This is a genomic window from Salegentibacter sediminis (assembly GCF_002078605.1).
In the GTDB taxonomy this organism is placed as follows: Bacteria; Bacteroidota; Bacteroidia; order Flavobacteriales; family Flavobacteriaceae; genus Salegentibacter; species Salegentibacter sediminis.
On the sequence record NZ_MSJR01000005.1, the window covers coordinates 91,495 to 114,412 of the forward strand.

Annotated in this window: 23 protein-coding genes, 1 tRNA gene and 1 pseudogene; 11 read left to right on the top strand and 14 right to left on the bottom strand. The window is 39.9% G+C overall.

The window, feature by feature from the left end:
- Positions 1 to 24 precede the first annotated feature (24 nt).
- From idi to BUW93_RS09225, 5 genes are all read left to right on the top strand, one after another.
- A complete protein-coding gene (gene idi / locus BUW93_RS09205; RefSeq protein ID WP_081211373.1) occupies positions 25 to 543 on the top strand; it encodes an isopentenyl-diphosphate Delta-isomerase in 519 nt (172 codons plus the stop codon).
- Positions 540 to 950 (top strand): 6-pyruvoyl trahydropterin synthase family protein, encoded by a 411-nt coding sequence (locus BUW93_RS09210; RefSeq protein WP_081211375.1) that lies wholly within the window; start codon positions 540 to 542, stop codon positions 948 to 950. Before idi ends, BUW93_RS09210 begins: the two co-directional genes overlap by 4 nt.
- Entirely contained in the window at positions 951 to 1,406 is a 456-nt protein-coding gene (locus BUW93_RS09215; RefSeq protein WP_081211377.1) for a peroxiredoxin, read from the top strand.
- Between the two features lie 82 nt (positions 1,407 to 1,488).
- Positions 1,489 to 1,755, top strand: coding sequence for a hypothetical protein (locus tag BUW93_RS09220; RefSeq protein ID WP_081211379.1), 267 nt, complete (start codon positions 1,489 to 1,491; stop codon positions 1,753 to 1,755).
- Between the two features lie 11 nt (positions 1,756 to 1,766).
- Positions 1,767 to 1,840 (top strand) — tRNA-Thr (locus BUW93_RS09225).
- 344 nt (positions 1,841 to 2,184) lie between these two features.
- On the opposite strand, the gene BUW93_RS09230 is transcribed toward BUW93_RS09225, so the two are convergent.
- From BUW93_RS09230 to BUW93_RS09260, 7 genes and pseudogenes are all read right to left on the bottom strand, one after another.
- Entirely contained in the window at positions 2,185 to 3,456 is a 1,272-nt protein-coding gene (locus BUW93_RS09230; protein ID WP_081211381.1) for an L-lactate MFS transporter, read from the bottom strand.
- A gap of 163 nt (positions 3,457 to 3,619) precedes the next feature.
- Positions 3,620 to 4,378 carry a DUF4369 domain-containing protein gene (locus tag BUW93_RS09235; protein ID WP_081211383.1) on the bottom strand — a complete coding sequence of 253 codons (759 nt, stop codon included), beginning with the start codon at positions 4,376 to 4,378 and terminating at the stop codon, positions 3,620 to 3,622.
- 52 nt (positions 4,379 to 4,430) lie between these two features.
- Entirely contained in the window at positions 4,431 to 5,693 is a 1,263-nt protein-coding gene (locus tag BUW93_RS09240) for a DUF819 family protein (RefSeq protein WP_081211385.1), read from the bottom strand.
- Positions 5,694 to 5,808: 115 nt separating this feature from the next.
- Positions 5,809 to 6,618 (bottom strand): Cof-type HAD-IIB family hydrolase, encoded by an 810-nt coding sequence (locus tag BUW93_RS09245; RefSeq protein WP_081211387.1) that lies wholly within the window; start codon positions 6,616 to 6,618, stop codon positions 5,809 to 5,811.
- A gap of 40 nt (positions 6,619 to 6,658) precedes the next feature.
- Positions 6,659 to 6,820 carry an Arc family DNA binding domain-containing protein gene (locus BUW93_RS09250; protein WP_081211389.1) on the bottom strand — a complete coding sequence of 54 codons (162 nt, stop codon included), beginning with the start codon at positions 6,818 to 6,820 and terminating at the stop codon, positions 6,659 to 6,661.
- 4 nt (positions 6,821 to 6,824) lie between these two features.
- Entirely contained in the window at positions 6,825 to 7,766 is a 942-nt protein-coding gene (locus tag BUW93_RS09255) for an alpha/beta hydrolase family protein (protein ID WP_081211391.1), read from the bottom strand.
- Positions 7,767 to 7,804: 38 nt separating this feature from the next.
- Positions 7,805 to 8,664: pseudogene (locus BUW93_RS09260) on the bottom strand (SPFH domain-containing protein).
- Positions 8,665 to 8,789: 125 nt separating this feature from the next.
- On the opposite strand from BUW93_RS09260, the gene BUW93_RS09265 reads away from it, so the two are divergent.
- On the top strand, positions 8,790 to 9,569 hold the full coding sequence (locus BUW93_RS09265) for a S1/P1 nuclease (RefSeq protein WP_081211393.1): 780 nt from the start codon (positions 8,790 to 8,792) through the stop codon (positions 9,567 to 9,569).
- 69 nt (positions 9,570 to 9,638) lie between these two features.
- On the opposite strand, the gene BUW93_RS09270 is transcribed toward BUW93_RS09265, so the two are convergent.
- Together BUW93_RS09270 and BUW93_RS09275 are read right to left on the bottom strand one after the other, a co-directional pair.
- Positions 9,639 to 10,196, bottom strand: a complete 558-nt coding sequence (locus tag BUW93_RS09270; protein WP_317042193.1) for an alpha-ketoglutarate-dependent dioxygenase AlkB family protein — start codon at positions 10,194 to 10,196, stop codon at positions 9,639 to 9,641.
- A 2-nt stretch (positions 10,197 to 10,198) separates the two neighbouring features.
- Positions 10,199 to 10,558 carry a DoxX family protein gene (locus BUW93_RS09275; protein WP_081211395.1) on the bottom strand — a complete coding sequence of 120 codons (360 nt, stop codon included), beginning with the start codon at positions 10,556 to 10,558 and terminating at the stop codon, positions 10,199 to 10,201.
- Between the two features lie 143 nt (positions 10,559 to 10,701).
- On the opposite strand from BUW93_RS09275, the gene BUW93_RS09280 reads away from it, so the two are divergent.
- Positions 10,702 to 12,912: a tetratricopeptide repeat-containing hybrid sensor histidine kinase/response regulator gene (locus BUW93_RS09280; protein WP_081211397.1), complete on the top strand. Its 2,211-nt coding sequence runs from the start codon at positions 10,702 to 10,704 to the stop codon at positions 12,910 to 12,912.
- Between the two features lie 69 nt (positions 12,913 to 12,981).
- Here the strand turns inward: BUW93_RS09280 and htpG are convergent, their stop codons facing one another.
- Positions 12,982 to 14,871, bottom strand: a complete 1,890-nt coding sequence (gene htpG, locus BUW93_RS09285) for a molecular chaperone HtpG (RefSeq protein WP_081211399.1) — start codon at positions 14,869 to 14,871, stop codon at positions 12,982 to 12,984.
- Positions 14,872 to 15,092: 221 nt separating this feature from the next.
- Here htpG and BUW93_RS09290 point away from each other — a divergent pair, with 221 nt between their 5' ends.
- The gene (locus BUW93_RS09290) at positions 15,093 to 15,764 is read left to right on the top strand and encodes a TetR family transcriptional regulator C-terminal domain-containing protein (RefSeq protein ID WP_081211401.1); all 672 of its coding nucleotides are present in this window, start codon (positions 15,093 to 15,095) and stop codon (positions 15,762 to 15,764) included.
- Positions 15,765 to 17,075: an ABC1 kinase family protein gene (locus BUW93_RS09295; RefSeq protein WP_081211403.1), complete on the top strand. Its 1,311-nt coding sequence runs from the start codon at positions 15,765 to 15,767 to the stop codon at positions 17,073 to 17,075.
- A gap of 174 nt (positions 17,076 to 17,249) precedes the next feature.
- Here the strand turns inward: BUW93_RS09295 and BUW93_RS09300 are convergent, their stop codons facing one another.
- Positions 17,250 to 19,706, bottom strand: coding sequence for a S9 family peptidase (locus BUW93_RS09300; protein ID WP_081211405.1), 2,457 nt, complete (start codon positions 19,704 to 19,706; stop codon positions 17,250 to 17,252).
- A gap of 141 nt (positions 19,707 to 19,847) precedes the next feature.
- On the opposite strand from BUW93_RS09300, the gene BUW93_RS09305 reads away from it, so the two are divergent.
- Positions 19,848 to 20,858 carry a 3-oxoacyl-ACP synthase III family protein gene (locus BUW93_RS09305; RefSeq protein ID WP_081211407.1) on the top strand — a complete coding sequence of 337 codons (1,011 nt, stop codon included), beginning with the start codon at positions 19,848 to 19,850 and terminating at the stop codon, positions 20,856 to 20,858.
- Positions 20,859 to 20,905: 47 nt separating this feature from the next.
- Here the strand turns inward: BUW93_RS09305 and BUW93_RS09310 are convergent, their stop codons facing one another.
- From BUW93_RS09310 to BUW93_RS09320, 3 genes are all read right to left on the bottom strand, one after another.
- Positions 20,906 to 21,103: a hypothetical protein gene (locus tag BUW93_RS09310; protein ID WP_081211409.1), complete on the bottom strand. Its 198-nt coding sequence runs from the start codon at positions 21,101 to 21,103 to the stop codon at positions 20,906 to 20,908.
- A complete protein-coding gene (locus BUW93_RS09315) occupies positions 21,093 to 21,341 on the bottom strand; it encodes a putative signal transducing protein (protein ID WP_081211411.1) in 249 nt (82 codons plus the stop codon). Before BUW93_RS09315 ends, BUW93_RS09310 begins: the two co-directional genes overlap by 11 nt.
- A gap of 77 nt (positions 21,342 to 21,418) precedes the next feature.
- Complete coding sequence (locus BUW93_RS09320) at positions 21,419 to 22,141, bottom strand: hypothetical protein (RefSeq protein ID WP_081211413.1); 723 nt, start codon at positions 22,139 to 22,141, stop codon at positions 21,419 to 21,421.
- 170 nt (positions 22,142 to 22,311) lie between these two features.
- Between BUW93_RS09320 and BUW93_RS09325 the strand changes: the two genes are divergently transcribed.
- Positions 22,312 to 22,890 carry a DUF4136 domain-containing protein gene (locus BUW93_RS09325; protein WP_081211415.1) on the top strand — a complete coding sequence of 193 codons (579 nt, stop codon included), beginning with the start codon at positions 22,312 to 22,314 and terminating at the stop codon, positions 22,888 to 22,890.
- Positions 22,891 to 22,918 lie beyond the last annotated feature (28 nt).

Genomic DNA, 22,918 nt, shown 5'->3' on the forward strand with positions numbered 1-22,918 from the left:
TATTTTTGGCAAACAAAGAAAAAAATGGAAAAAGAAAAAGTAATACTGGTTAACGATAAAGATGAGCAAATAGGCTTGATGGAAAAGATTGAAGCCCATGAAAAAGCTTTGTTACACAGAGCATTTTCTGTGTTTGTCTTTAATGATAAGAATGAACTGATGATCCAGCAACGAGCCCTGGAGAAATACCATTCGCCGGGCTTGTGGACCAATACCTGCTGTAGCCATCAAAGAGAGGGTGAGAGCAATATAGAGGCGGGAAAACGCCGACTGATGGAGGAAATGGGCTTTACTACCGACTTGAAGGAAACCATCAGTTTTATTTATCGTGCTCCTTTTGATAACGGCCTTACCGAGCACGAATATGATCATATATTGGTTGGGCACTATGAGGAAGATCCAAAACCTAATCGCCACGAGGTTGCTGACTGGAAATGGATGTCTCTGGAAGATATTAAAAGGGATATGGAGAAGCAACCTGATGATTATACCGAATGGTTTAAAATAATTTTCGATAAATACTACAAACACATTCAGCAATGAGATTAACCGTTCACAGAAAAGCCCATTTCAACGCTGCGCATAGGCTCTACCGAAAGGATTGGGACCAGGCTAAAAATGAAGCAGTTTTTGGCAAATGCAGTAACCCGCATTACCACGGTCACAATTATGAACTGGTAGTTTCTGTAAACGGTGAGGTTGATGAGGAAACCGGTTTTGTGATGGATCTTAAATTATTGAAAGAATTGATCTACGAAGAGGTAGAGGTCCCTTTTGATCATAAAAATCTCAATGAAGAAGTCCCTGAATTCAAAGAGCTTAATCCCACGGCCGAGAATATTGCGGTGGTGATCTGGAATAAACTTCGAAGTAAATTAAAACCTGCCTTGAAGCTTGAGGTAACTCTTTATGAAACTCCAAGGAATTTTGTAACCTACAATGGAGATTAAATGGGACTAAAAATTGGAGATCAGGTGCCCGATTTAAGCCTGAAGAATGAGAAGGGTGAAGAATTTAGCTTTCGTGATACCGATAAAGCCTTAGTGGTTTATTTCTATCCTAAAGATTTTACGCCTGGTTGCACCAAAGAAGCCTGTAGCTTTAGGGATAGTTACGAAGACTTTAGAGATCTTGGAGCTGAGGTGGTTGGCGTTAGCGCAGATTCACAAAAATCGCATTCCAGGTTTAGAACCAAACATCAGCTGCCATTTCTTCTCCTTTCTGACTCCGATAAAACTGCTCGTAAAGCTTTTGGGGTGAAATCAAATTTGCTGGGTCTCCTTCCGGGAAGAGAAACCTTTGTCTTTAATAAAGAAGGTAAGCTTATATTTAGATTTAATAGTCTGAATTCTACCGGGCATATAGTAGAGGCTTTGAACGCTCTGCGAGAACATCTTCAGCAATAATTATATAATTATAGAAAATTATTTTGGTTTCAATCATTGGTATCGAAAAATAGACTAAATTCGCAGCCGAAATTTAAGCATTATGGCAAGTAAAAGACTATTAAAAAGGGATGTGAATTATGTGTTAGGCGATATTATTGAAGCCGCTTATATTAATCAATTAGCAAACCCAAAACAAGACCCTAAGCAAACCGAAGAGATCGTTGATGAAGCCATTACCACTTTCGACGAGCTTATCGTGAAGATAAACCAGAAAGATGTTGAGAATAAAAAGCAACACTTTAAGGCTATAGAAAAAGAACTGGAAACTAGGGCTCAAGGCCTGGTAGCAAAGATAAACGCACTTTAATAGCGTTTTTTGCCGATGTAGCTCAGCTGGCTAGAGCAGCTGATTTGTAATCAGCAGGTCGTGGGTTCGAGTCCCTCCATCGGCTCTTAATTAAAAACCTCTCATTTTTCTGAGAGGTTTTTTTGGTTGGTTGATTTTGGTACGAGAAGCCTGTCCTGAGCGGAGCCTTTTTCAGGCGCAGTCGAAGGGAGTCCCTCCATCGGCTCTTAATTAAAAACCTCTCATTTTTCTGAGAGGTTTTTTTGGTTGGTTGATTTTGGTACGAGAAGCCTGTCCTGAGCGGAGCCTTTTTCAGGCGCAGTCGAAGGGAGTCCCTCCATCGGCTCTTAATTAAAAACCTCTCATTTTTCTGAAAGGTTTTTTTGTTGGTTGATTTTGGGACGAGAAGCCTGTTCTGTAAAATCCCGTTTCAGTTTCATTACTTATTTTTCACTCGGTTGCAAGCGAGGTCTTTTTTTTATTTTTCTTCTTCACCCGCCTGATATCTAAAAATAGCAAGATCGAAATAACCAGCGCTATTGCGATCAAACCGGCGAAAACGTAGAAAACTGGAATATAACTTCCTGTTCGGGTGTAAATTTGTGAAACTAAAGTCGGGCCGATCAACCCGCCCAGAGACCAGGTGGTTAAAAGATAGCCGTGGATAGCGCCTAGTTCTTTTGTTCCGAAGAGATCGGCAATAAAGGCAGGGAGGTTTGAAAAGCCGCCTCCATAACAACTTACCACCAAAAATATTAAAATCTGAAAGATGATCACACTGGTAATAATGGGTAAGCTTAAAAATGTAACCAGCTGAATTATGAAAAAGCTAATAAAAACTGCCGGTCTGGAAATATAATCTGAAGCAGCTGCCCAACCAATTCTGCCGCCACCGTTAAATATACCCATAAGTCCTACCATTGTGGCTGCTGCTCCAGCCGATAGCCCTACTACCTGTTGAGCCATTGGGGAGGCTACCGAGATCATCATTATACCAGCACTTGTGTTTATGAGCATCATTGTCCATAACATCCAAAAATGTTTTGTGTTCACCGCTTCTTTACCGGTAGATTGGCTGAGATCCAGTTTAATCTCTTTTGTACCGGCTTTAACCGCTTCTTTCATACCAGCAGGTAACCAACCTTTTATGGGTGGTGCAATATATAAGGCAGCCAGCAACATGAATATGAAATAACAAATTCCAAGAATGTAAAAAGTGGTTGGGATGCTAAAGGCTTCCATTAAAGTAGCTGCAAGGGGAGCGGTGATAAGCGCCCCTGTACCAAAGCCCAGAACTGCCATTCCGGTTGCCAGACCGCGACGATCGGGAAACCATTTTACCAGGGTAGAAACGGGCGAGATATATCCGATACCCAGTCCAAATCCACTCAGTATTCCGTAAGTAATAAGAAATAGCGGAAGAGACTCTAAGGCAACCGCCAGACCAGAGCCGGCCTGTCCCAGACCAAATAAAATAGCCGCCAAAATCGCAGATTTTCGTGGTCCACTTCTTTCAACAAACCTTCCAAATAACGCAGCCGATCCACCTCCCAACACCATCATTATTGTGAATGCCATGGTTACGGAAGAAACCGACCAACCCAAGGTTTCGGTTAGTGGAATGATATAAACACTGTAAGCGTAAGCAGCACCAATGGATAGGTGAATTCCAATAGCCGAGAGGGCAATAAGCCAACGGTTTTTGGTTGAAGAAGTTTTCATAGACTAAGTTTTTGCTAAGAATTCTGATAATGATCAGGGAATTGTTTAGAAGGAAGATAGTTTTTTAATAAAAAAACAAGAAATATTAGTAAAAACCGCTTTTGCTGAATAAAAAAAATCCTGCCATATTTAGGCAGGATTATGTAATAGAAAAGGAGAATTATTAACTGATGTCCTCCTGAGCCTTAGTGTTTTCTTCCTGAAGTTCCCTTTGAACTTTTTCTTCCTCACGCCTTTCTTTTAAAAAACGTTCTAATTCCTTTCCGTATAAAGACTTTTGCACCTTCTTGTCTAAGGAAGTGTAAATGGTATCCAAGTACTTGATATTAGCATCGAATACTTCAGAAAGCGCTAGATAAGGGGCGATCTCCAGGTCCTTATTGTTAATCGCATAATTTACGGTATAAAGATATCGGCGTTTTAGCAGGTTCTCATATTTCTTATCGATCTCCATTAATCGCTCTTCATCCCCATCTTTTTCAGCTTCAAAACTTTCCTTGATAAGATCGAGGTTTCTGTCATTAAATCTTTTCTGAATCTTGCGGTATTCAATAAGTTTTTCCTGGTTGCGGGAGCCTATAATCTTGGCGTCTTCTTCAAATTTTTCGAGGCTTGTAGTGATGATCACTTCGCCTTTATCTGCGAAGAAATCCAGGCGATCATTGAATTCAGAATTATCTACTTTGTCCAGAGAAAGATACATCATTTGCGGACTTTCGATATATGTTTCCAGCTGGAACTCAGAATTTCCATTGATCACTACTGAATCTAAATTTACCAAAAGGGTGTCTTCTATCTTTTGAAGATATACCGTACCTTTTTTCAGACCTTTAATATTGGTCTTCACCACCAGGTTACTTTCCTTGGTTGAACAGGCCGAAACCCCAATTAGGATCAATAAAAGAAGGCTTAATTTTTTCATTTTTAGTTTAGGATTTAGGGGGCGCAAATATCTTATAATTTTCGGTTTTAAACTAACTCCCGGCTGCGATTTGCATTAAAATAGTAGTAAGAATAGCGCCATAGGTTCCCACCACATAACCGAAAACGGCAAGCAATACACCTACTGTTGCGAGTGATGGGTGAAAAGCCGCGGCTACCACCGGCGCCGATGCTGCACCGCCTACATTCGCCTGGCTTCCTACGGCCAGGAAAAAGTAAGGAGCCTTTATGATCTTGGCCGTTAAGAAAAGTACGACCACGTGAATAGACATCCATACCAGACCAATCCCAATTAAGCCGGGGTTGTCAAAAACCATGGTAAGGTCCATTTTCATCCCTATTGTTGCTACCAGTATATAAATAAAAATACTGCCCAGTTTACTTGCTCCGGTACCTTCATAACTTTTAAGTCGTGTGAAAGAGAAGCCAATACCAATGGCAGTGGCGATAGTGATCATCCAGAAGAAATCGGAAGAAAAGGAAGAAAGAGCACTTTTCTTATCGGTAAATACTTCGAAATTGGATGATAAATATGCTGAAATCTCATCGGCACCAAAGTGCGCAATACCCACAGCACCAAAAGCCAAAGCCAACATGATCATGTAATCTGGCAAGGCCGGGTTTCTCGTTACGCTGGCCGCATAGTTGGAAACTTTGTTCTTAAGATCTTCTATTGCCGAATTATCGGCTTTTAACCAGCGGTCTATTTTGTCGGTTTTACCTATTCCCATTAATAAGCCGGCCATTAAAAGGTTGGCAACAACGATATCTACCAGTACCATTCCTCCATAGAGATCAGGATTATATTCGTAGATTTCTAACATAGCAGCCTGGTTTGCTCCACCACCAATCCAGCTTCCTGCAATGGTAGAGAGTCCTCTCCAGATGGCATCAGGGCCAACTCCTCCCACGGTTTCAGGAGAAAATGTGGAAATAATCAAAATAGCCAAGGGTCCACCAATTACTATTCCTATGGTTCCGGCAAAAAACATAATTAATGCTTTTGGTCCCAAATTAAAAATTGCCTTAAGGTCGATACTGAGGGTCATAAGGACCAGGGCAGCTGGTAAAAGGTAGCGACTGGCTACAAAATAAAGTTGCGAAGATTGTTCATCTATTAGTCCCAGGGAATTGAAAATAGCCGGAAGTAGATAGCACATTAAAAGTGCTGGTACTACCGAATAGAATTTTTTCCAGAAACCTTCTTTTTGGGAGGAAGTGTAAAAAACAAATCCAAGGGCTATCATTAAAAGTCCGAAGACTATCGCATCATTGGTAAAAAGGGCATTTTCCATAAGAATAATTGATATAGGGCCGCCAAAATACAATTTTTATTAAACTATTCTTAAAAGCAGAACCAGCATTTTTTAAGAAATTCCTGGAACTCTCCCTTGCGCTTAGAAAGGTATTTTAAAGCTTGAAAAGCTTTTTTAGGGAAGTAGCAACTCCATCCTCTGTTCCTGCATCGGTAACCATATTGGCGACTTCCAAAACTTCCCTGCGCGCATTGGAAACGGCTACCCCCATTCCTACGCCATTTATCATCTCCACATCGTTATAATTATCGCCAAATGCGATGCAGTCCTGGGGAGTTAGGTTAAAGTGATTGTCCAGCAAATACTGAATGGCCGTAAATTTTGAGATATTCTTATTGGCGATTTCCAGGTAAGTGGGTTTAGAGCGGTAGAGGTGTAATTGATCTGGATATTCTTCCTTCAAAAAATCCCTGATGGCATCAATTTCAGCCTCGGTACCCATCGCCATTATTTTATGCGCACTTTTGCTTTCTGATTTCCATTTTTCAAGGACCTCAGCGTTGGATTTTATTTTTGGGGAAACCTGGGTATTGTGTTCTTCCCTTGCCGCCCAACGGTCCTGCTGGGGTACATACCATTCGTCATTATGATAAAGACTTAGATGGCAGTTAATTTTCTTATTGAATTCGGAAAGGCCTGCCAGAGTGGCAAATGGAATTTCGGTAGAACTCACTGGTTGTCCATTAACCAGGATAAGTCCGCCATTATAACTTATTATAGGCTGATCTTCAATTTCCAAATCCCGTTGAAGGTGTCGCATGGCAGCGGGCATTCTTGCAGAAATAAGCACTACCGGAAGTTTTTCCTTTACCTGTTTTAAGGTTTCGATAGTCGATGGAGAAAGCACACGGTCCCTGTTGAGTAAGGTGCCATCTATATCAGAAAAGATAATTTTGTATTGCATTAGAAATCTATGTTGTAATCCTGGCGCGCAAGATATAAATCTATTTTTTGTTTTTGGGATGTCTTTTGGCTTCTTTCAGGGTTTTATTAAGCATCCATTCTATCTGGCCGTTAGTACTTCTGAATTCATCAGCGGCCCATTTTTCGATGGCTTTCAACATCTCTTCATCTACCCTTAATGCGAATGCTTTTTTGTTGCCCATACTATTAATTATCAAGATTTTTAACGAACTCAACCAGAGTCGGAATCAGATTTGGGTGTAAAGGGCGCTTAGGCTCGTTATACGATTTAGTGTTTACCAGGGCATCATTATCCCTAATTTCCCTGAAAACGTGGTTCATATCCTGGAGCAGCACTAAATTTGAATTAGGAGCGGCCTCGTGTAATATTTTTGCTTCTGAAGTATCTACCTGTATATCGGCGGTCCCCTGAATTATGATTACTGGAATTTCAAGTTTTGCAATTTCTTCAGCCGGATTATACTGTATCCACGAGAGCATATAAGGTTGGACGCTCGGCCTGAAAATTGATCCCAGAACCGGTTCGTAGCTGTTGGTACTTCCTTTTTCAATCAATTCATCAAAAGATTCTCTTGTATTCTGCTTAAGCCCGGGGGCCTGTTTCCCGATCTGGTCTACCACGATCTCATCGATGCTGCGGCCGGCTCCGGCAAGAGAAATAAGAGCATCTGTATTTTCGTTTGCCGCGAGAATCCCTATCAGGGAGCCTTCACTATGGCCTGCGAGAATGATCTTGCTGAATTCTCCTCTTTCCTTGAAATAGGCGGTGATGGATTGAACATCTTCTACAAAATCTTCAAAACGCAAATCTTCTTCCTTGATTTTTAACTTGTTCATTTTAAAGATCCGCTTGTCGAACCTGAAGCTGGCAATTCCTTGTTCTGCAAGCTGATGTGTAATCTTTTTAGCAAAATCACTTTTCATCATGGATTGATTTCCATTCCGGTCGGTAGGTCCCGATCCCTGGATGAAAATCACCAATGCTTCATTTTGGTTGACAGCGGGTTGGGTTAAAGTACCATCAATAAATTTATTGATGCTTATCTCTGTCTCTCTAAATGATTCAGTTTGTGCCAGAGCAAAATTAGTGCTCAACAGGATTATTAGCAGGAGGAGTTTCTCTTTCATAATTCTATGGTCGTATTTAAATGAAATCGCTTTCAGGATTAGTGATTTAAGGTTCCTGCATTTACCACAGGAGTAGCATCTTTATCACTACACAGTACAACCATCAAATTGCTTACCATAGCCGCTCTACGTTCAGCATCAAGATCAACAAGTTCTTTTTCACTTAATTGGTGTAAAGCCATCTCTACCATACTTACTGCACCTTCCACAATCTTATGCCTGGCTGCAACAATTGCTGTTGCCTGCTGGCGCTTAAGCATTGCGCTGGCGATCTCGTTGGCATAGGCAAGATATCCTATTCTGGATTCTAAAACTTCTATCCCCGCGATCTCCAGGCGTTCTTCCAGCTCATTTTCCAGAGCTTCGCTTACTTCGTTTACACTGGAACGCAGAGTAATATCTTCATCTAAACCTTCATCGGCAAAATTGTCATAGGGGTAGAGGCTGGCGAGTTTTCTCACAGCGGCATCGGTTTGTACAACCACAAAATTCTCATAATTATCTACATCAAAGGAGGCTTTGTAAGTATCACGTACCCGCCACACCAGAATGGTACTAATCATTACCGGATTGCCCAGCTTGTCGTTCACCTTTAATCTTTCACTGTCGAAGTTCCTTGCCCGTAGAGAAACTTTCTTTTTGGTGTAAAAAGGATTCACCCAAAAAAGTCCGTTTTTTTTCACTGTGCCTTTGTAATCGCCAAATAAAAGGAGCACTCTGGAGCCATTGGGATTTACCAGGATGAGCCCGGGGAGTATAAAAAGAGAGAAAATGCAATTGCCAGAAACCAGGCATTTTCAAGAATTGCAAAAACTGCAATACTCCCTATGAATAAAATAAAAAAAACAAACAGCATAACATAGCCGTTGAAGGGTTTAAGATCTCTTTCCAGATTCATAATATTAATGGATTAGTTGATATTATTTTGATATCATAAAAATATAATATTAAATTCAATAATGAATAAGAATTAACATTTAAATAATTCAGTCTTGTTTACCTTTGTCTAAAATTAAATACTTCATGAGGAAATCAATTTTTATTTTATTTGCGTTACTTCTTACTAATCTTAGCTTTGCCGATAGTGACTGGGGTAAAACCGGGCATCGGACCACCGGGGAAATCGCCGAAAAACATTTGAGCAAAAAAGCCCAAAAGGCAATAGATAAACTTCTGGATGGCCAAAGCCTCGCTTTTGTCTCTAATTATGCCGATGACATAAAGAGCGATCCCGATTATCGTAAATATGGTCCCTGGCATTACGTGAATATCGATCCGGAAGACGAGAAATATGATCGTGAAAAGGCTAATAAAGGGGGCGATCTTATCCAGGCAATCGAAAAAAGTGTGGAGGTTTTGAAGGATAAAAATGCTTCCCGGGAAGACAAACAATTTTACCTCAAAATGCTGGTTCATTTTATGGGAGATTTGCATCAGCCGTTTCATGTAGGGCGTAGCGCCGATAAAGGCGGGAACGATATACAGGTGAGATGGTTTAATGAAGGCTCTAACATTCATAGGGTTTGGGACAGCCAGATGATCGATTCTTACCAAATGAGCTATACCGAATTAACCGAAAACCGCAAGGAATTGACCCGGAAGGAGTTAAAGGAGATTGAAGCTGGCAGGCTACACGATTGGGTTTATGAATCGCGGGAAATGGCCGATGTGCTTTACGATTCTGTGCAAATTGGTGAAAAATTGGGCTATGAGTACATGTACAAATGGTTTCCGAAAGTGAGGGAGCAGTTGCATAAGGGCGGAGTGCGTTTGGCAAAGGTTTTAAACGAGATCTACGGCTAAGAAAATATAAGCAATAGGAAAGGCTGCCGGTTGACGGCCTTTTTTAATATATTTTTCTAAAGGTAAGGTTTAGCCGCGGCCCAATCCTTTTTTTGTCCTGGGTAATTGATGTTTCCAGTGGTGTTGGGTGGGTCCTTCCATTATTAGAAGGCTGCCGTGCTTTAGCTGAATTTTTTCTTTCGAAACTTTATCGGTTTTGTGTTTGAGATGGAAGATCCTTTCGGCGCCAAAGCTAACCGAAGCGATTACGGGATTTTTGCCTAGTTCTTTTTCATCGTCAGAATGCCAGCCCATGCTATCCTGGCCGTCACGGTAAAGATTGGCAAGGCAGGAATTAAAAGTGAGTCTGGAGTAGGCTTCAACCCTCTTTTTGATCTGAACAATTTCTTTTGAAAAATCCTGAGGCTTCAGTTTGAGGCCTGAATATGTATAGTTCAAATCCTTTTCAGCAAAGAATGCACTTAATCGGGGTTGAAGATGTTCTTTGCCAAAAAGCCTGATCTTATCCTGTTTCCAGGGAATTTCCTGCTGTAGTTTTTCAAAATAAAACCTGGCTTCTTCAGAATTAAAGAATTCGGGAATATATCGAAGCCGGGCATCCTTTAAATCAAAAATTTCTGTTTTCATTCTTAAATTTTAAGGTAAAACCAGGCCCACCAAATTAGGAAAAACTGTAGAGGAATTCTTAGCCATAAAGCCCATTTCGGGATTCCAGCCCCTGCTTTGGTTGAGCTAAGCATATAAAAATGAACGCTGAAAAATAGTATCAACATTAAAATTAAACCATAAATGGCGATATCTTTTGTTGCAGGGAAAAAGAGCCCGAGGCCAAGGATTATTTCGGCAAACCCGCTTAAGTACACTAGCGATTTATGCTTTGGGAGATATCGTGGCATTATGCGCATATACATTTTTGGCTTTAGAAAATGTAAAACACCCGCGAGAATATACATTAAGGCCATTGCGTACAAATGCCAGGGATAGTTCATAGGTAGAAATTGATTATTTATAAAACTAACGGGCTGAACCGGAAATCAATAAAATTTAAGTTAGTTTTAACAACTGTATTGGATATTAGGGATAAAAAACTTAAATTTCAGCTGCCTTAAAAAGATTTATCAAACCTGCTATTTTGAGAAAAATTTTTCTTTCGCTTGTACTTTTCTGTGCCGGCCTGGTCTTTTCCTTCGCACAGGAAAAAAAAGTAGTAAGGCAGGATAGTCTGGAAAAACTACTTGATCAAACCGCGGGTTTTCTTAATAAATATAGCTATCATGAAGGAATTGATGAGGCTTTAAAGCTTTTGGAAGCCTCAAAAGTTGTTGGAAGTGATTATTATCATTTTCACGCGCATAATTTCCTGGGCCTTGCTTACACTGAACTGGATGATACCATTAGAGCAAAGAAAAATTATGAATATGCTCTGGAGTTTGCTGAAAAAACTAAAAATGATACCCTAATTCTCTGGGCCTACAATAATCTGGGAAATATATATTCAGAAAATCCTCAAACTGTTAATAAGGGGATAGAAATGTACGAGAAAGTAATTCTGCTTTCGGAAGAGACCGCTATGCCCCAGGAAGGACTGGCTCCAAAAATAAATATAGCCTGGACTTATCTTGACCTGAAGAAACCTCACAAGGCTATTCCTTATTTAAAGGAATCGGTGAATATGTTGAAGGATAAAGAAGATAATTATGTGCGTTCGCAATTGTATATGTTATTGGGTAGATATAACAGGGCAATTTCGAGACCAGACTCTGCAGAGGTTTATTTAGCTGAAGCCTTTAAACTCGCAGAAAAAGATTCGCTAATACTTCCGGCCTCAGAAATAGCAAAGGAATACGCAGCTTTGCTTTTTGAAGAAGAGCGTTACCGCGAGGCCTATATTAATCTTTCCAGGTATGAAGAGTATAAATCAAAGATTTTTGAAAAGGAAAAGCTGGAACAGGTTGAGGCAGCAAACGCCAGGTTTGACGTAAGCGAATACCAGAAAAATCTAGAGATTGCCAAAAAGGAACAGGTATTCCAGGAGCAGATTATCAGCAAGTCTAACGAGAAAGTCATGGTGATGGTGATCTCTTCATTTGTGTTAATGATTATTCTTTTAATACTGAACAAGATCAACCAGGACAGGAAACAACTTATTTATCAACTGCGGTCAAAAAACCGACAGTTACAGGAGGCCAAAGAAAATGCCGAAAGATTAACCAGGCTTAAAACCCAGTTTTTTTCAACGGTAAGCCACGAGTTAAGAACTCCGCTTTACGGGGTAGTGGGAATTACCTCCTTGTTACTGGAAGAGAAAGGACTCAAAAAACATCATAATGACCTTAAATCGTTAAAATTTTCAGCCGATTATCTCCTGGCCCTTATTAATGATGTGCTGCAGATGAACAAAATGGAATCCAACCTTGTTTCTCTGGAGCATATTAATTTTAATCTTGAAGAGTTGATGTTAAGCATCGTAAAAAGTTTTGAGTTCACCCGACTTCAAAATCATAATAAAATACATTGCGAGATTGATGAGGAGATCCCAAAAACCTTAAAAGGTGATCCGGTAAGGTTATCTCAAATCCTTATGAACCTTGTAGGAAATGCGATGAAGTTTACCGAAAGGGGAGATATTTATATTTCAGCCCGGCTGGAAGAGTTGAAAGATACTAAGGCAGAGATCTGTTTTGAGGTTGAAGATAATGGGATTGGGATTCCGCCGGGCAAGCAGAAGCTTATTTTTGAAGAATTTGCCCAATTAAAAAGCACAAATTACAATTACCAGGGCACCGGGCTCGGCCTGCCCATAGTGAAAAAATTGCTTAAACTGTTCGGGTCTGAAATTCACCTTGATAGCGAAGAAGGTGAGGGCGCTGCCTTTAGTTTCAGGATTCTTTTTGAAATAGTTTCTACTAATTATTCTGAAATCACAAAGACAGAAGCACTTCCAAAAGATTATACCGGCCATAAAAAAGTGCTTATCGTGGATGATAACCGAATAAACCAGGTGGTAACCCAACGTATTCTTGAAAAGAAAAACTTCACCTGTGAGGTGGCTGCCAGTGGGGAGGAAGCAATAAAAAAAATCAGGGAGCACGCTTATAACCTGGTGCTTATGGATGTGAATATGCCCGGAATTAGTGGGCTGGAAGCGACGAGAAAAATTCGGGAATTTGATAAAAATGTACCTGTAGTAGCTCTTACCGCAGTGGAAATCGAAGAGATAAGAAATAAAATCTTTGAGGCCGGGATGAATGATATTATTGTTAAGCCCTACGATGTGCAGCAATTCTACCAGATCGTTTACCGAAATCTTAGGCTAGAAACAATAAAAGAATTGCACCCCTAATCAGTACAGAAATAAAAAAACAGGCTGTCTGCAAGACAGCCTGTTTTGAATTATTATATTCCTGATTTACTATTTCACCATATCAAAACTGCGTTTGATGAAGGCAGTTAGCTCTTCTCCTTTTAACAGGTTTTGAGATAGTCTTGCCAAATCAAGAGACTGTTTGATCAATCGCTCTTGTTTCTTGGCTGTTTTGGTGTTTAGGATATCTGAGATAAGCGGGTGATTGGTATTCACTACCAGGTTGTACATCTCCGGCATATTGCCCATTCCAAACATGCCGCCACCTCCGGTTTGCTGCATTTCCTTCATTCTTCTCATAAACTCGGGTTGAGTAATAAGAAGAGGAGCCGCATCGCTGTCCATTGCTTCTAACTGTACTGTATATTTCTCCTTCGGAATTACGTTTTCAAAATCGGTTTTGAGTTTTTCCTTTTCCTCATCAGAAAGTTTTGAAATCTTTTCCTCGTCTTTTTTAATGAGGTTATCTACGTGGTCGGCATCTACCCGAACAAAAGAGATCTTTTCTTTTTCGCTTTCCAGTTTTTGAAGTAGGTGAGAAACAATTGGAGAATCCAGCATTAAAACTTCATAACCTTTGGCCTTTGCAGCCTCAATGTAACTGTGCTGAGAATCTTCATTAGAAGCATATAAAATCACCATATTCCCGTCTTTATCGGTTTGGTTATCTTTAATCTTCTCTTCCAGTTCAGTGTAAGTGTAATACTTTTTATCTACCGTTGGGTATAAAGCAAAATCATCGGCTTTCTTAAAGAATTTATCTTCGGAAAGCATTCCGTATTCAATTACGATCTTGATATCGTCCCATTTCTTTTCAAAATCCTCACGGTTATTGTTGAAAAGTGACTTCAGCTTATCGGCTACTTTTCTTGAAATGTAACTTGCGATCTTTTTCACGTTGCTATCTGCCTGGAGGTATGAACGCGAAACATTAAGAGGAATATCCGGTGAATCGATAACTCCGCGAAGCATCGTTAAGAACTCAGGAACGATCCCTTCTACATTATCGGTTACGAAAACCTGGTTTTGATACAACTGAATTTTATCCCGCTGAATATCCATATTCCCTGTTAATTTCGGGAAATAAAGAATCCCAGTTAGGTTAAATGGATAATCTACATTCAGGTGGATATGGAATAATGGTTCTTCGAATTGCATAGGGTACAACTCGCGGTAGAATTCCTTGTAATCTTTATCCTCTAACTCGTTAGGCTGCTTTGTCCAGGCCGGGTTCGGGTTGTTGATGATGTCATCAACGGTTTTGGTTTCCGGCTTGGCATCTTCCGGAGCATCTTCAGGAAGTGGTAAAGATTCTTCTCTTGTCCCGAATTTGATCGGGATTGGCATAAATTTGTTATACTTGGTTAGCAACTCCCGGATGCGGGCTTCTTCCAAAAACTCTTTATCATCTTCATTGATATGAAGAATAATTTCTGTTCCGTGCTCTTTTTTATCGGCGCCTTCAAGGGTGAATTCGGTAGTACCTTCACATACCCAGTGGGCTGCAGGCTCATCTTTAAAAGATTTGGTGATGATCTCCACTTTGTTGGCCACCATAAAAGCAGAATAAAAACCAAGACCAAAGTGACCTATAATTCCGCTGTCTTTAGCAGAATCTTTATATTTTTCCAGGAATTCCTCGGCTCCGGAGAAAGCTACTTCGTTGATGTATTTCTCAACTTCCTCCTTGGTCATACCCACACCCTGATCTATTACGTGAAGGGTGTTGTTTTCTTTATTGATCTTTACTTCAATCCTTGGATTTCCGTATTCAACTCCCCCGGCTTCCCCAATATCGGTGAGGTGTTTTAATTTCAGGGTTGCGTCAGTCGCATTGGAGATTAGTTCCCGTAAAAAGATCTCGTGGTCGCTATAAAGGAATTTCTTTATCAGCGGAAAAATATTCTCAACAGATACATTAATGTTTCCGGTTGCCATATATATTTAAAGTTTAAATTAATCTCGTTTGGTCTTCAGAGGTCAAAAAAAATACCATTCCCCACGCGCTGACAAACTGACAGCGAATCTGTAATACAAAGAAGTCTCTTCCGTCTAACAAATTGGTTGCTAAACTTTCTACATAATATTTAACAAACATTTTGTTTAAATTTAAACATATAAGTTTAAACAAAACTTATCTTTGAAAAAGAAAATTTGCTATGAGTACCACTAAAAAAAATACCCCCACTAAAAAAACTCTTACCAGCGATAAGCTGATTTCGCTTTATATGGATTATGTTCTGGAGAATGAAAGAACTCCAAAAAGCGTTTACAAATTTTGTAAAGAGAATAAGATAAAAGAGGAGCAGTTTTATAATTTCTTCGGAAGTTTTGAAAGCTTGGAGAAAGGAATCTGGAAGCGGTTTTTTGAGCATACCTTAAATGTGCTGGAAACAAGCCCTGAATATCATGATTTCACCAACCGTGAAAAAATGTTAACCTTTTATTACACCTTTTTCGAAATGCTTACTGCCAATCGTAGTTTCGTCTTATTTAGCCTGAGAAAACATGAAAACAAATTGAAAAATCTCGAGCAGCTAAAAGGCTTGAGGAAACAGGTGAAGCATTTTGCACAGGGATTGATCAAAGAAGAAAATGAAAGTAAAACCCTGAAAGCGCTGAAACAATCTGAAGCTATTTTTTCTGAAGCCGCATGGATTCAGTTGTTGTTTTTGATAAACTTCTGGATGGATGATAATTCGGCAAAATTTGAAAGTACCGATGTGGCCATAGAGAAGTCTGTAAACACCGTTTTTGATGTTTTCGACAATACTCCTCTGGAGCGGATAATAGATTTTGGAAAATTCCTGTGGAAAGAAAAGATGGCTTAAATGAAGACAATAGATAAAATACCCACAGGCAAACTGGGGCGAACTTCGAAAATGGTCACAACCGGGGTGAAGGTTGGGGGTAACTACCTGAAGTACTACGGTAAAAAGGCTTTCAATTCTGAACTTACCCGGGAAGAATTAGATCAAAGTAATGCCGATGACATATATGATGGTTTGAAAAGTCTTAAAGGGAGTGCCCTAAAAGTGGCCCAGATGCTTTCTATGGAAAAGAGTTTATTGCCGGGCGCTTATGTCGAGAAATTTAGCCTTGCCCAATTTAGTGTGCCACCCCTTTCGGCACCTTTGGTGAGAAAGACATTTAAAAAATACAACGGAAAATATCCTGAAGAACTCTATGATACTTTTACCAGCCAGAGCGTGAACGCCGCCAGTATTGGTCAGGTGCATCGCGCCGAAAAAGATGGGAAAAAACTTGCTGTGAAAATCCAATATCCGGGCGTGGCAGATAGTATAAGTTCAGATCTCGCGATGGTTAAACCCATCGCGACCAGGATGTTCAACCTTCAGGGAAAAGATTCGGATAAATATTTTAAGGAAGTTGAAGGCAAGCTACTCGAAGAAACCGATTATTTGCTGGAAGTACAGCAAAGCAAGGAAATATCTGAAGCCTGCGCACATATTCCAAATCTTAAATTCCCAAAATATTACGAGAAATTATCCAGTGAGCGCATCATCACGATGGACTGGATGACCGGAGTTCACCTTAGTGAATGGGCTAAGGCAAATAGAGATCAGGAGAAAGCTAATAAAATTGGACAGGCGCTTTGGGATTTTTATATGTACCAGATGCATGGTTTAAAAGCCGTACATGCCGATCCGCACCCCGGTAATTTCCTTATCGATGAAGAAGCTAACCTTATCGCCATAGATTTTGGTTGTATCAAAAAAGTACCTGAGGATTTCTATAAGCCTTATTTTGAGCTTGCCAAAAAAGAAAATATCAATGATCCGGACTTCTTCAATTCAAAACTATTTGAATTGGAAATTTTAAGAAAAGACGACTCTCCAAGAGAAGTGGAATATTTCTCAGAGCTGTTCTACCAGATGCTAAATTTATTCACCAGCCCGTTTCATTCCGAAACTTTCGATTTTGCCGATGAATCCTTTTGGAACTCTATTACCGATTTAAGCGAAAAATACAGTAAAGATACCGAATTAAGGAAAATGAACGGGAACCGGGGAAGTAAGCATTTCCTGTATATAAACCGTACGTTTTTTGGACTATACAATTTGCTTCACGATTTGAAAGCAAAAGTGAAGATTAATAAGTTCCACGATTATCTGTCATAATTGTAGGTTTTATTTATTGGTTAGGTTGTAGAAAGCCTGAACGCCTTAATTGCGATCAGGCTTTCTTTTTTCGCAACAATTGATATTTCCTTATCGAATTAAAAAAGCTGCAAATTCCACCGATCCTAAATCAGCGAAATTTACAGCTTAAGAAAAATCTCTAATATCCCGGAATTAGTCTTTTAGCATCTCCGATTTATTTTCTACGGTATTCTTGTCTTTATCTTTTACATATTTTTCCAGCCATCTATCCTGTTCCCATAAAACGTGCAAAACAGATTCTTTGGCGCTATAGCCGTGACTTTCCTTAGGAAGCATTACCAATCTTGCGGTAGCGCCAAGACCTTTTAACGCATTGAAGTAACGCTCGCTCTGCATTGGGTAGGTCCCCGAATTATTATCGGCCTCTCCGTGAATAAGAAGGAGGGGTGTCTTCATTTTATCGGCGTGCATAAATGGTGACATATTGTAATAAACTTCGGGTGCTTCCCAATAGTTTCTTTCTTCACTCTGAAAGCCGAATGGCGTAAGGGTTCTGTTATAGGCTCCACTACGGGCGATCCCGGCAGCAAAGAGGTTAGAATGCGACAGTAAGTTGGCAGTCATGAAGGCACCATAGCTATGTCCTCCAACGGCAACGCGTTCTCTATCTATATAGCCTAGCTCGTCAACTGCATCGATAGCCGCTTTGCCATTGGCTACCAATTGATCTCTAAAAGTATCGTTGGGTTCTTCTTCGCCTTCCCCAATAATTGGAAAGCTGGCATCATCCAGTACCACATATCCACGGTTTACCCAGTAAATTGGGGAGCCATAATACGGATAGGTGAAATCGTTAGCGTTAGAAGTATTTTGAGATGCAGAGTTTTTATCCTTAAACTCCCTTGGATAAGCCCAAATAATCATTGGTAATTTCTCGGGGTTTTCCTTGTCATAACCGGCAGGAAGGTAAAGGGTGCCATTAAGCTCCAGTCCGTCTTCTCTTTCATAGGTGATTACCTCTTTGCTAACATTTTCCAGGCTTTCAAAAGGATTCTTAAAAGAGGTGATCTGATTAAGTTCTCCTGAATTCAGATCTCTAATATAATAATTGGGATATTCTGCTGAAGATTCAATTCTTACCAGAATTTTACCCTCTTCAATGTCCAGGGCTTCTACCAGGCTTTCTTTTTTATCGTTATATCCAGACTGATAAAGGCGCTCGGTTTCTCCGTTCTCCAGGTCGATCTTATCAGCAAAAGGGAACTGACCCTCTTCTGTAAATCCTGCACCAAGTAAGAATGCGTGTTCATCATCCAACTTTAATACATCCTGACCCCACTCATTTTTAGTGGTAACAAATCTTCCCGGATCGCTATATCGATCCTGGTAATTTCGGTCGAAGATCGCATCCGGTTCTCTGGAAGGCTCGGAAGGATTGAAAACATAAGTGCGGGTATTCCTGTTATTCCACCAATAATCATTGGCAATAGCTATTTCATCTGTACCCCAGATAACTCCACTAAAACGATCTTTGGTTTTTAGAATGGACTTTCCTTCACCATTAAATGAAGCTTTTAATACGAAAACTTCATCACGAAATTCTACTTCATTTTCCGGATCCCCTTCATCCAGCGCTTCAACGTACATTAGAGTCGAAGCTTTATCACTGCGCCACTGCAAGTTTCTTCTTCCCGTTTGGGTTGCCATAAATCCCTTCGGAAGGTCTTCCAGTAAGGGTTCGTCATTTACTTTGTTTACCAGATTCCCATTTGCATCATAAATATTGGTTTCCGAAGGGAATCTATAATAAGGCACCAGATAAGAAAAAGGTTTTTTGATGTGGGAAACCATTACGTACTCTCCGTTTGGAGAAAAGCTTATGCTATTAAACATTTTAGCATCCATCCATTTCTGGCTGCTACCATCAAGATTAACTTTTACCAGTTCGGCACGAGCCAGTTGTTCAAAATTATATTCATCGTTAGGATTCTTTAAAAGATCCTGATAAGTACGATTTTGGGCTTCTTTTCCATCACTTACAGAAACAGTTGGCCCGGTGGGAACAGCTGTTTTGGTGTTTATAAGTTCTTTGCGGTCTTCGGGCAACATTTTTACCAAAATTGCTGAATTATCCTTAAACCAATTAATGACATCGCGCATGTTGGCATTAAGCCGGGCCTCGGTAAGTTTCTTTGCTGAAGCTGTTTTAATATTGGCAACCCAAAGTTCTACGCCAGAATCGGTGGTGTGAGTAAAAGCTATTTTTGATTCATCAGGAGACCATGAAAAATTGGTAAGTCGTGGCTCCTCAGGCAAACCTGTAATTTGTTTGGGCTCATCTTCATCGATGGTTTTTACTTCAAGATTGTTAAAGTAGGTGGCGCGGCTGTTGATATTGGTAACAGGGTTTATTCTTAATCCCCCCAAACGTAGTTCTTCTTCACTCAGTTCAGCGATAGACTTATACTGGTCTCGGTATAGGAAGACCATCATTTCTCCTTTACTATCTATAATAGTACTTGGTGCCAAAGGCACATCTACAAGCTCCAGGATTTCCTGCGGTGGTTTTTGATAGGTGAGGTTTTCCTGTGCCTGAAGACTTCCCAGTACAAGAAAAAAACTAAAAATACTTAGGCTAAGTTTTTTCATTAAGTATACTTTTATTGATGAATAAAATAATTAAGCAGCCATTGAATAGAGATTATTAATCTTTGCTATATTGCTGGCTCATATTTTATGAAATGCTTAATTTTAATAATGATATTTTCTAAATATACTAAAGTTTAAATTATGTTTCAATCTAAAATAGCCGGGCTAGGTAGTTATGTGCCAGAAAATGTGGTTACCAACGATGATCTGGCAAAACTTATGGATACCAGCGATGAATGGATTCAGGAGCGAACCGGTATTAAGGAACGCCATCACATTAAAAAAGGAGATGGCAATACTACTGCCACAATGGGGGTGAAAGCGGCAAAGATCGCATTGGAAAGAGCCGATATCTCCAAGGACGATATAGATCTTATCGTTTTTGCCACCCTAAGTCCCGATTATTATTTCCCTGGCTGTGGGGTGCAGGTGCAGGAAATGTTGGATATAAATACCTGTCCTGCCTTAGACGTTAGGAACCAGTGTAGTGGTTTTGTGTATGCGCTATCTGTTGCAGACCAGTTTATCAAAACCGGAATGTATAAAAATGTACTTGTTATTGGAAGTGAGAATCACAGCGGGGGCTTAGATTTTACCACTCGTGGACGTTCGGTTTCGGTAATTTTTGGAGATGGCGCCGGAGCTGCTGTCCTTACCCGAAGCGATCATAACGGAGAAGGGATCCTTTCTACCCATCTGCATTCTGAAGGGAAACACGCAAAGGAACTTTCGCTCGAAGGCCCAAGTACTATGCACTGGGTCCCTGAGATTATTGCTGAAAATCCGCAAGGAGACCATATCCCGTATTATCCATATATGAATGGACAATTTGTTTTTAAACATGCGGTTCAGCGTTTTTCTGAAGTTATTATGGAAGGCCTGGATGCAAACGGGCTTGAGGTAAAGGATATCGATATGCTTATTCCACATCAGGCGAATTTGCGCATCTCCCAATTTATTCAACATAAATTTAAACTGAGTGATGAGCAGGTATATAATAATATTCAGAAATATGGAAATACCACGGCAGCCTCTATTCCAATTGCTTTAACCGAAGCCTGGGAAAAAGGTAAGATCAAAGATGAAGATGTGGTGGTGCTTGCTGCTTTCGGTAGTGGTTTCACCTGGGCCAGCGCAATTATTAGCTGGTAAGGCACAATTGATATATAAATAAGAGAAGCCGGAATTTCCGGCTTCTTTTATTTTCCAGTAAAATATTTATACAAATCGTAAATCCCCAATCCTACAAATGCTATGGCCAGGATGAGGCCAAAGGTGTCTGTTTCGACGCTATTTAAATGATAATATAGTCTATAGGAACCATAACCAGTAAAAGCAATTCCCAGAATTAGGTTCCAGATATTTCGTTGAGTAGGTTGGTGTTCATTATTCGTCATCGGTATAATCTTTCGGGAAGGTTGTTTTTGCGATTTTCAGGGCTTCGTCATAATGGCTTTTGATAACAAAAAGCTGTACCTGCCCCGGGAGCCCTCCCCCGAAGCCTGCTCTTAGGCCCGAGTCAAAATCGTTTCTAACCCGCGAAGAAATACCGGACTTGTCGAAGATTTCCTGTAGATATTGGACATTGGTTTCAGATCCTGTATAGACCCGTTCGTAACTGTCTTCAGTACTCATGATTGATTGGTTTTTGTTACTAACCAAAATACGAATTCCCCTGCTTACGGCATAGGTTTTATACAGAGTTTAACGTTCTAAGCATTGTAATACCGGCTTTGCCAGATAGCCGAATTAAAATTTTTACCGAATTTGACTCCGTAGAAAATAGAGAGCCCTGCGATCCATTTAAAGACAAAAAAGAAAATTATAAAAAACTGGGTGGTGGTTTGCTTAGGGGAGAACAATCCATCTGGTACCATTAGAGCGAGGAGAAAACTACAGACCAATAGGCTTAAAACAAAATTTTCCATACACTTAAATGGCCACATAAGGAGTTTTCGCAAGGGGTGAAGGTCGGTGCCCCATTTATGGATTAGGTAGAAATAATTATTCCCCATAGGAGCGAAAAGCAAAGGATCGTCGGCATTGTCGAGCTTTAATAGTTTTGATGGAGCAATAATTTTAAATCCTTTCAGGCTGGTGCGATGCTGTTTTTCAAGGTTCTTTATTTCTGAAATCGCCTCTATGGGAATTTCAGCTTTAAAAAAGCTGGAGTCTAAAAACCTGAGGCGATAGTCTATGCAGATCTTTTCAATATCAGAAAGATGATATATTCTTCCACTTTCCAGAAGGTCGAAATTAAAAGTATTGATATGATCCCCGCTCCCGTGGCTAAGGGTCTCTTCAATTTGTTGGTCTTTGCGTAGTTCCTCTTCGAAAATCTCCTTAACCTGATCCAGAATATTTTTCTCTGCAGTTCTTCGGTTTCTTACTTTTTGCAGCTGATTTTCAATATTTGTACGTGGTAATTTCAACATCTTCTCTTCCTCTTTAGAATAAATCTAAAAATAAATAATTTGTAGAAAACAATCGATAATTAAAAGTTAAAGCAGAAATCGCCCTGTTAAATTATATTAAAAGAGCTGGAAATCCTTTTGGGATTAAGGCTTTCAGGCTATATTGAATTTATATAAAAAAGAAAAATTCTATGAAAAAATTACAGATCACTATGCTTGGTTTAGTCTCCGTCCTAATGCTGGCCGCTTGTGGTGCGGGGCGTAAACTCACAGATGAAGCAAAAGCTTTAAGAAATTATAATTCCTATGCCTTTTTGCCTAATAATGATACTATTATGAGCCGGGCTTATGATAATAAAAGGGTAAATGAGGCCATAGTTTCTACTATTAATGCGAACATGAAGGATGAGGCTTATATTCTTGATACGCGTCAACCTGATGTGCTAATCTATGTGCATACAATGTTTGATGAAAAGGCCGATGTGAATGCTAATCCCGTGTATACCAATTACAGCTATTACCGTCCGGGCCTTTATATTGGGCCTTATGTTGAAGATTATGTATATCAGGATTATTATACCATTCAACGTTTAAGCGGAAATAGTATAAAGCAATTGCCATACCGGGAGCGAAGTATCGTGATAGATTTTATAAACCGAAGAAGTAAGGAGATCATTTGGCGGGCTACTTCTGATGCTGAAATAGGAACACGCCGTATGGATAGGGATATAAGAAATTATGTAGATGAAATTTTCAAAAACTTTCCCTGATTCTTAAGCTTAAGAAAAATAAAAAAAT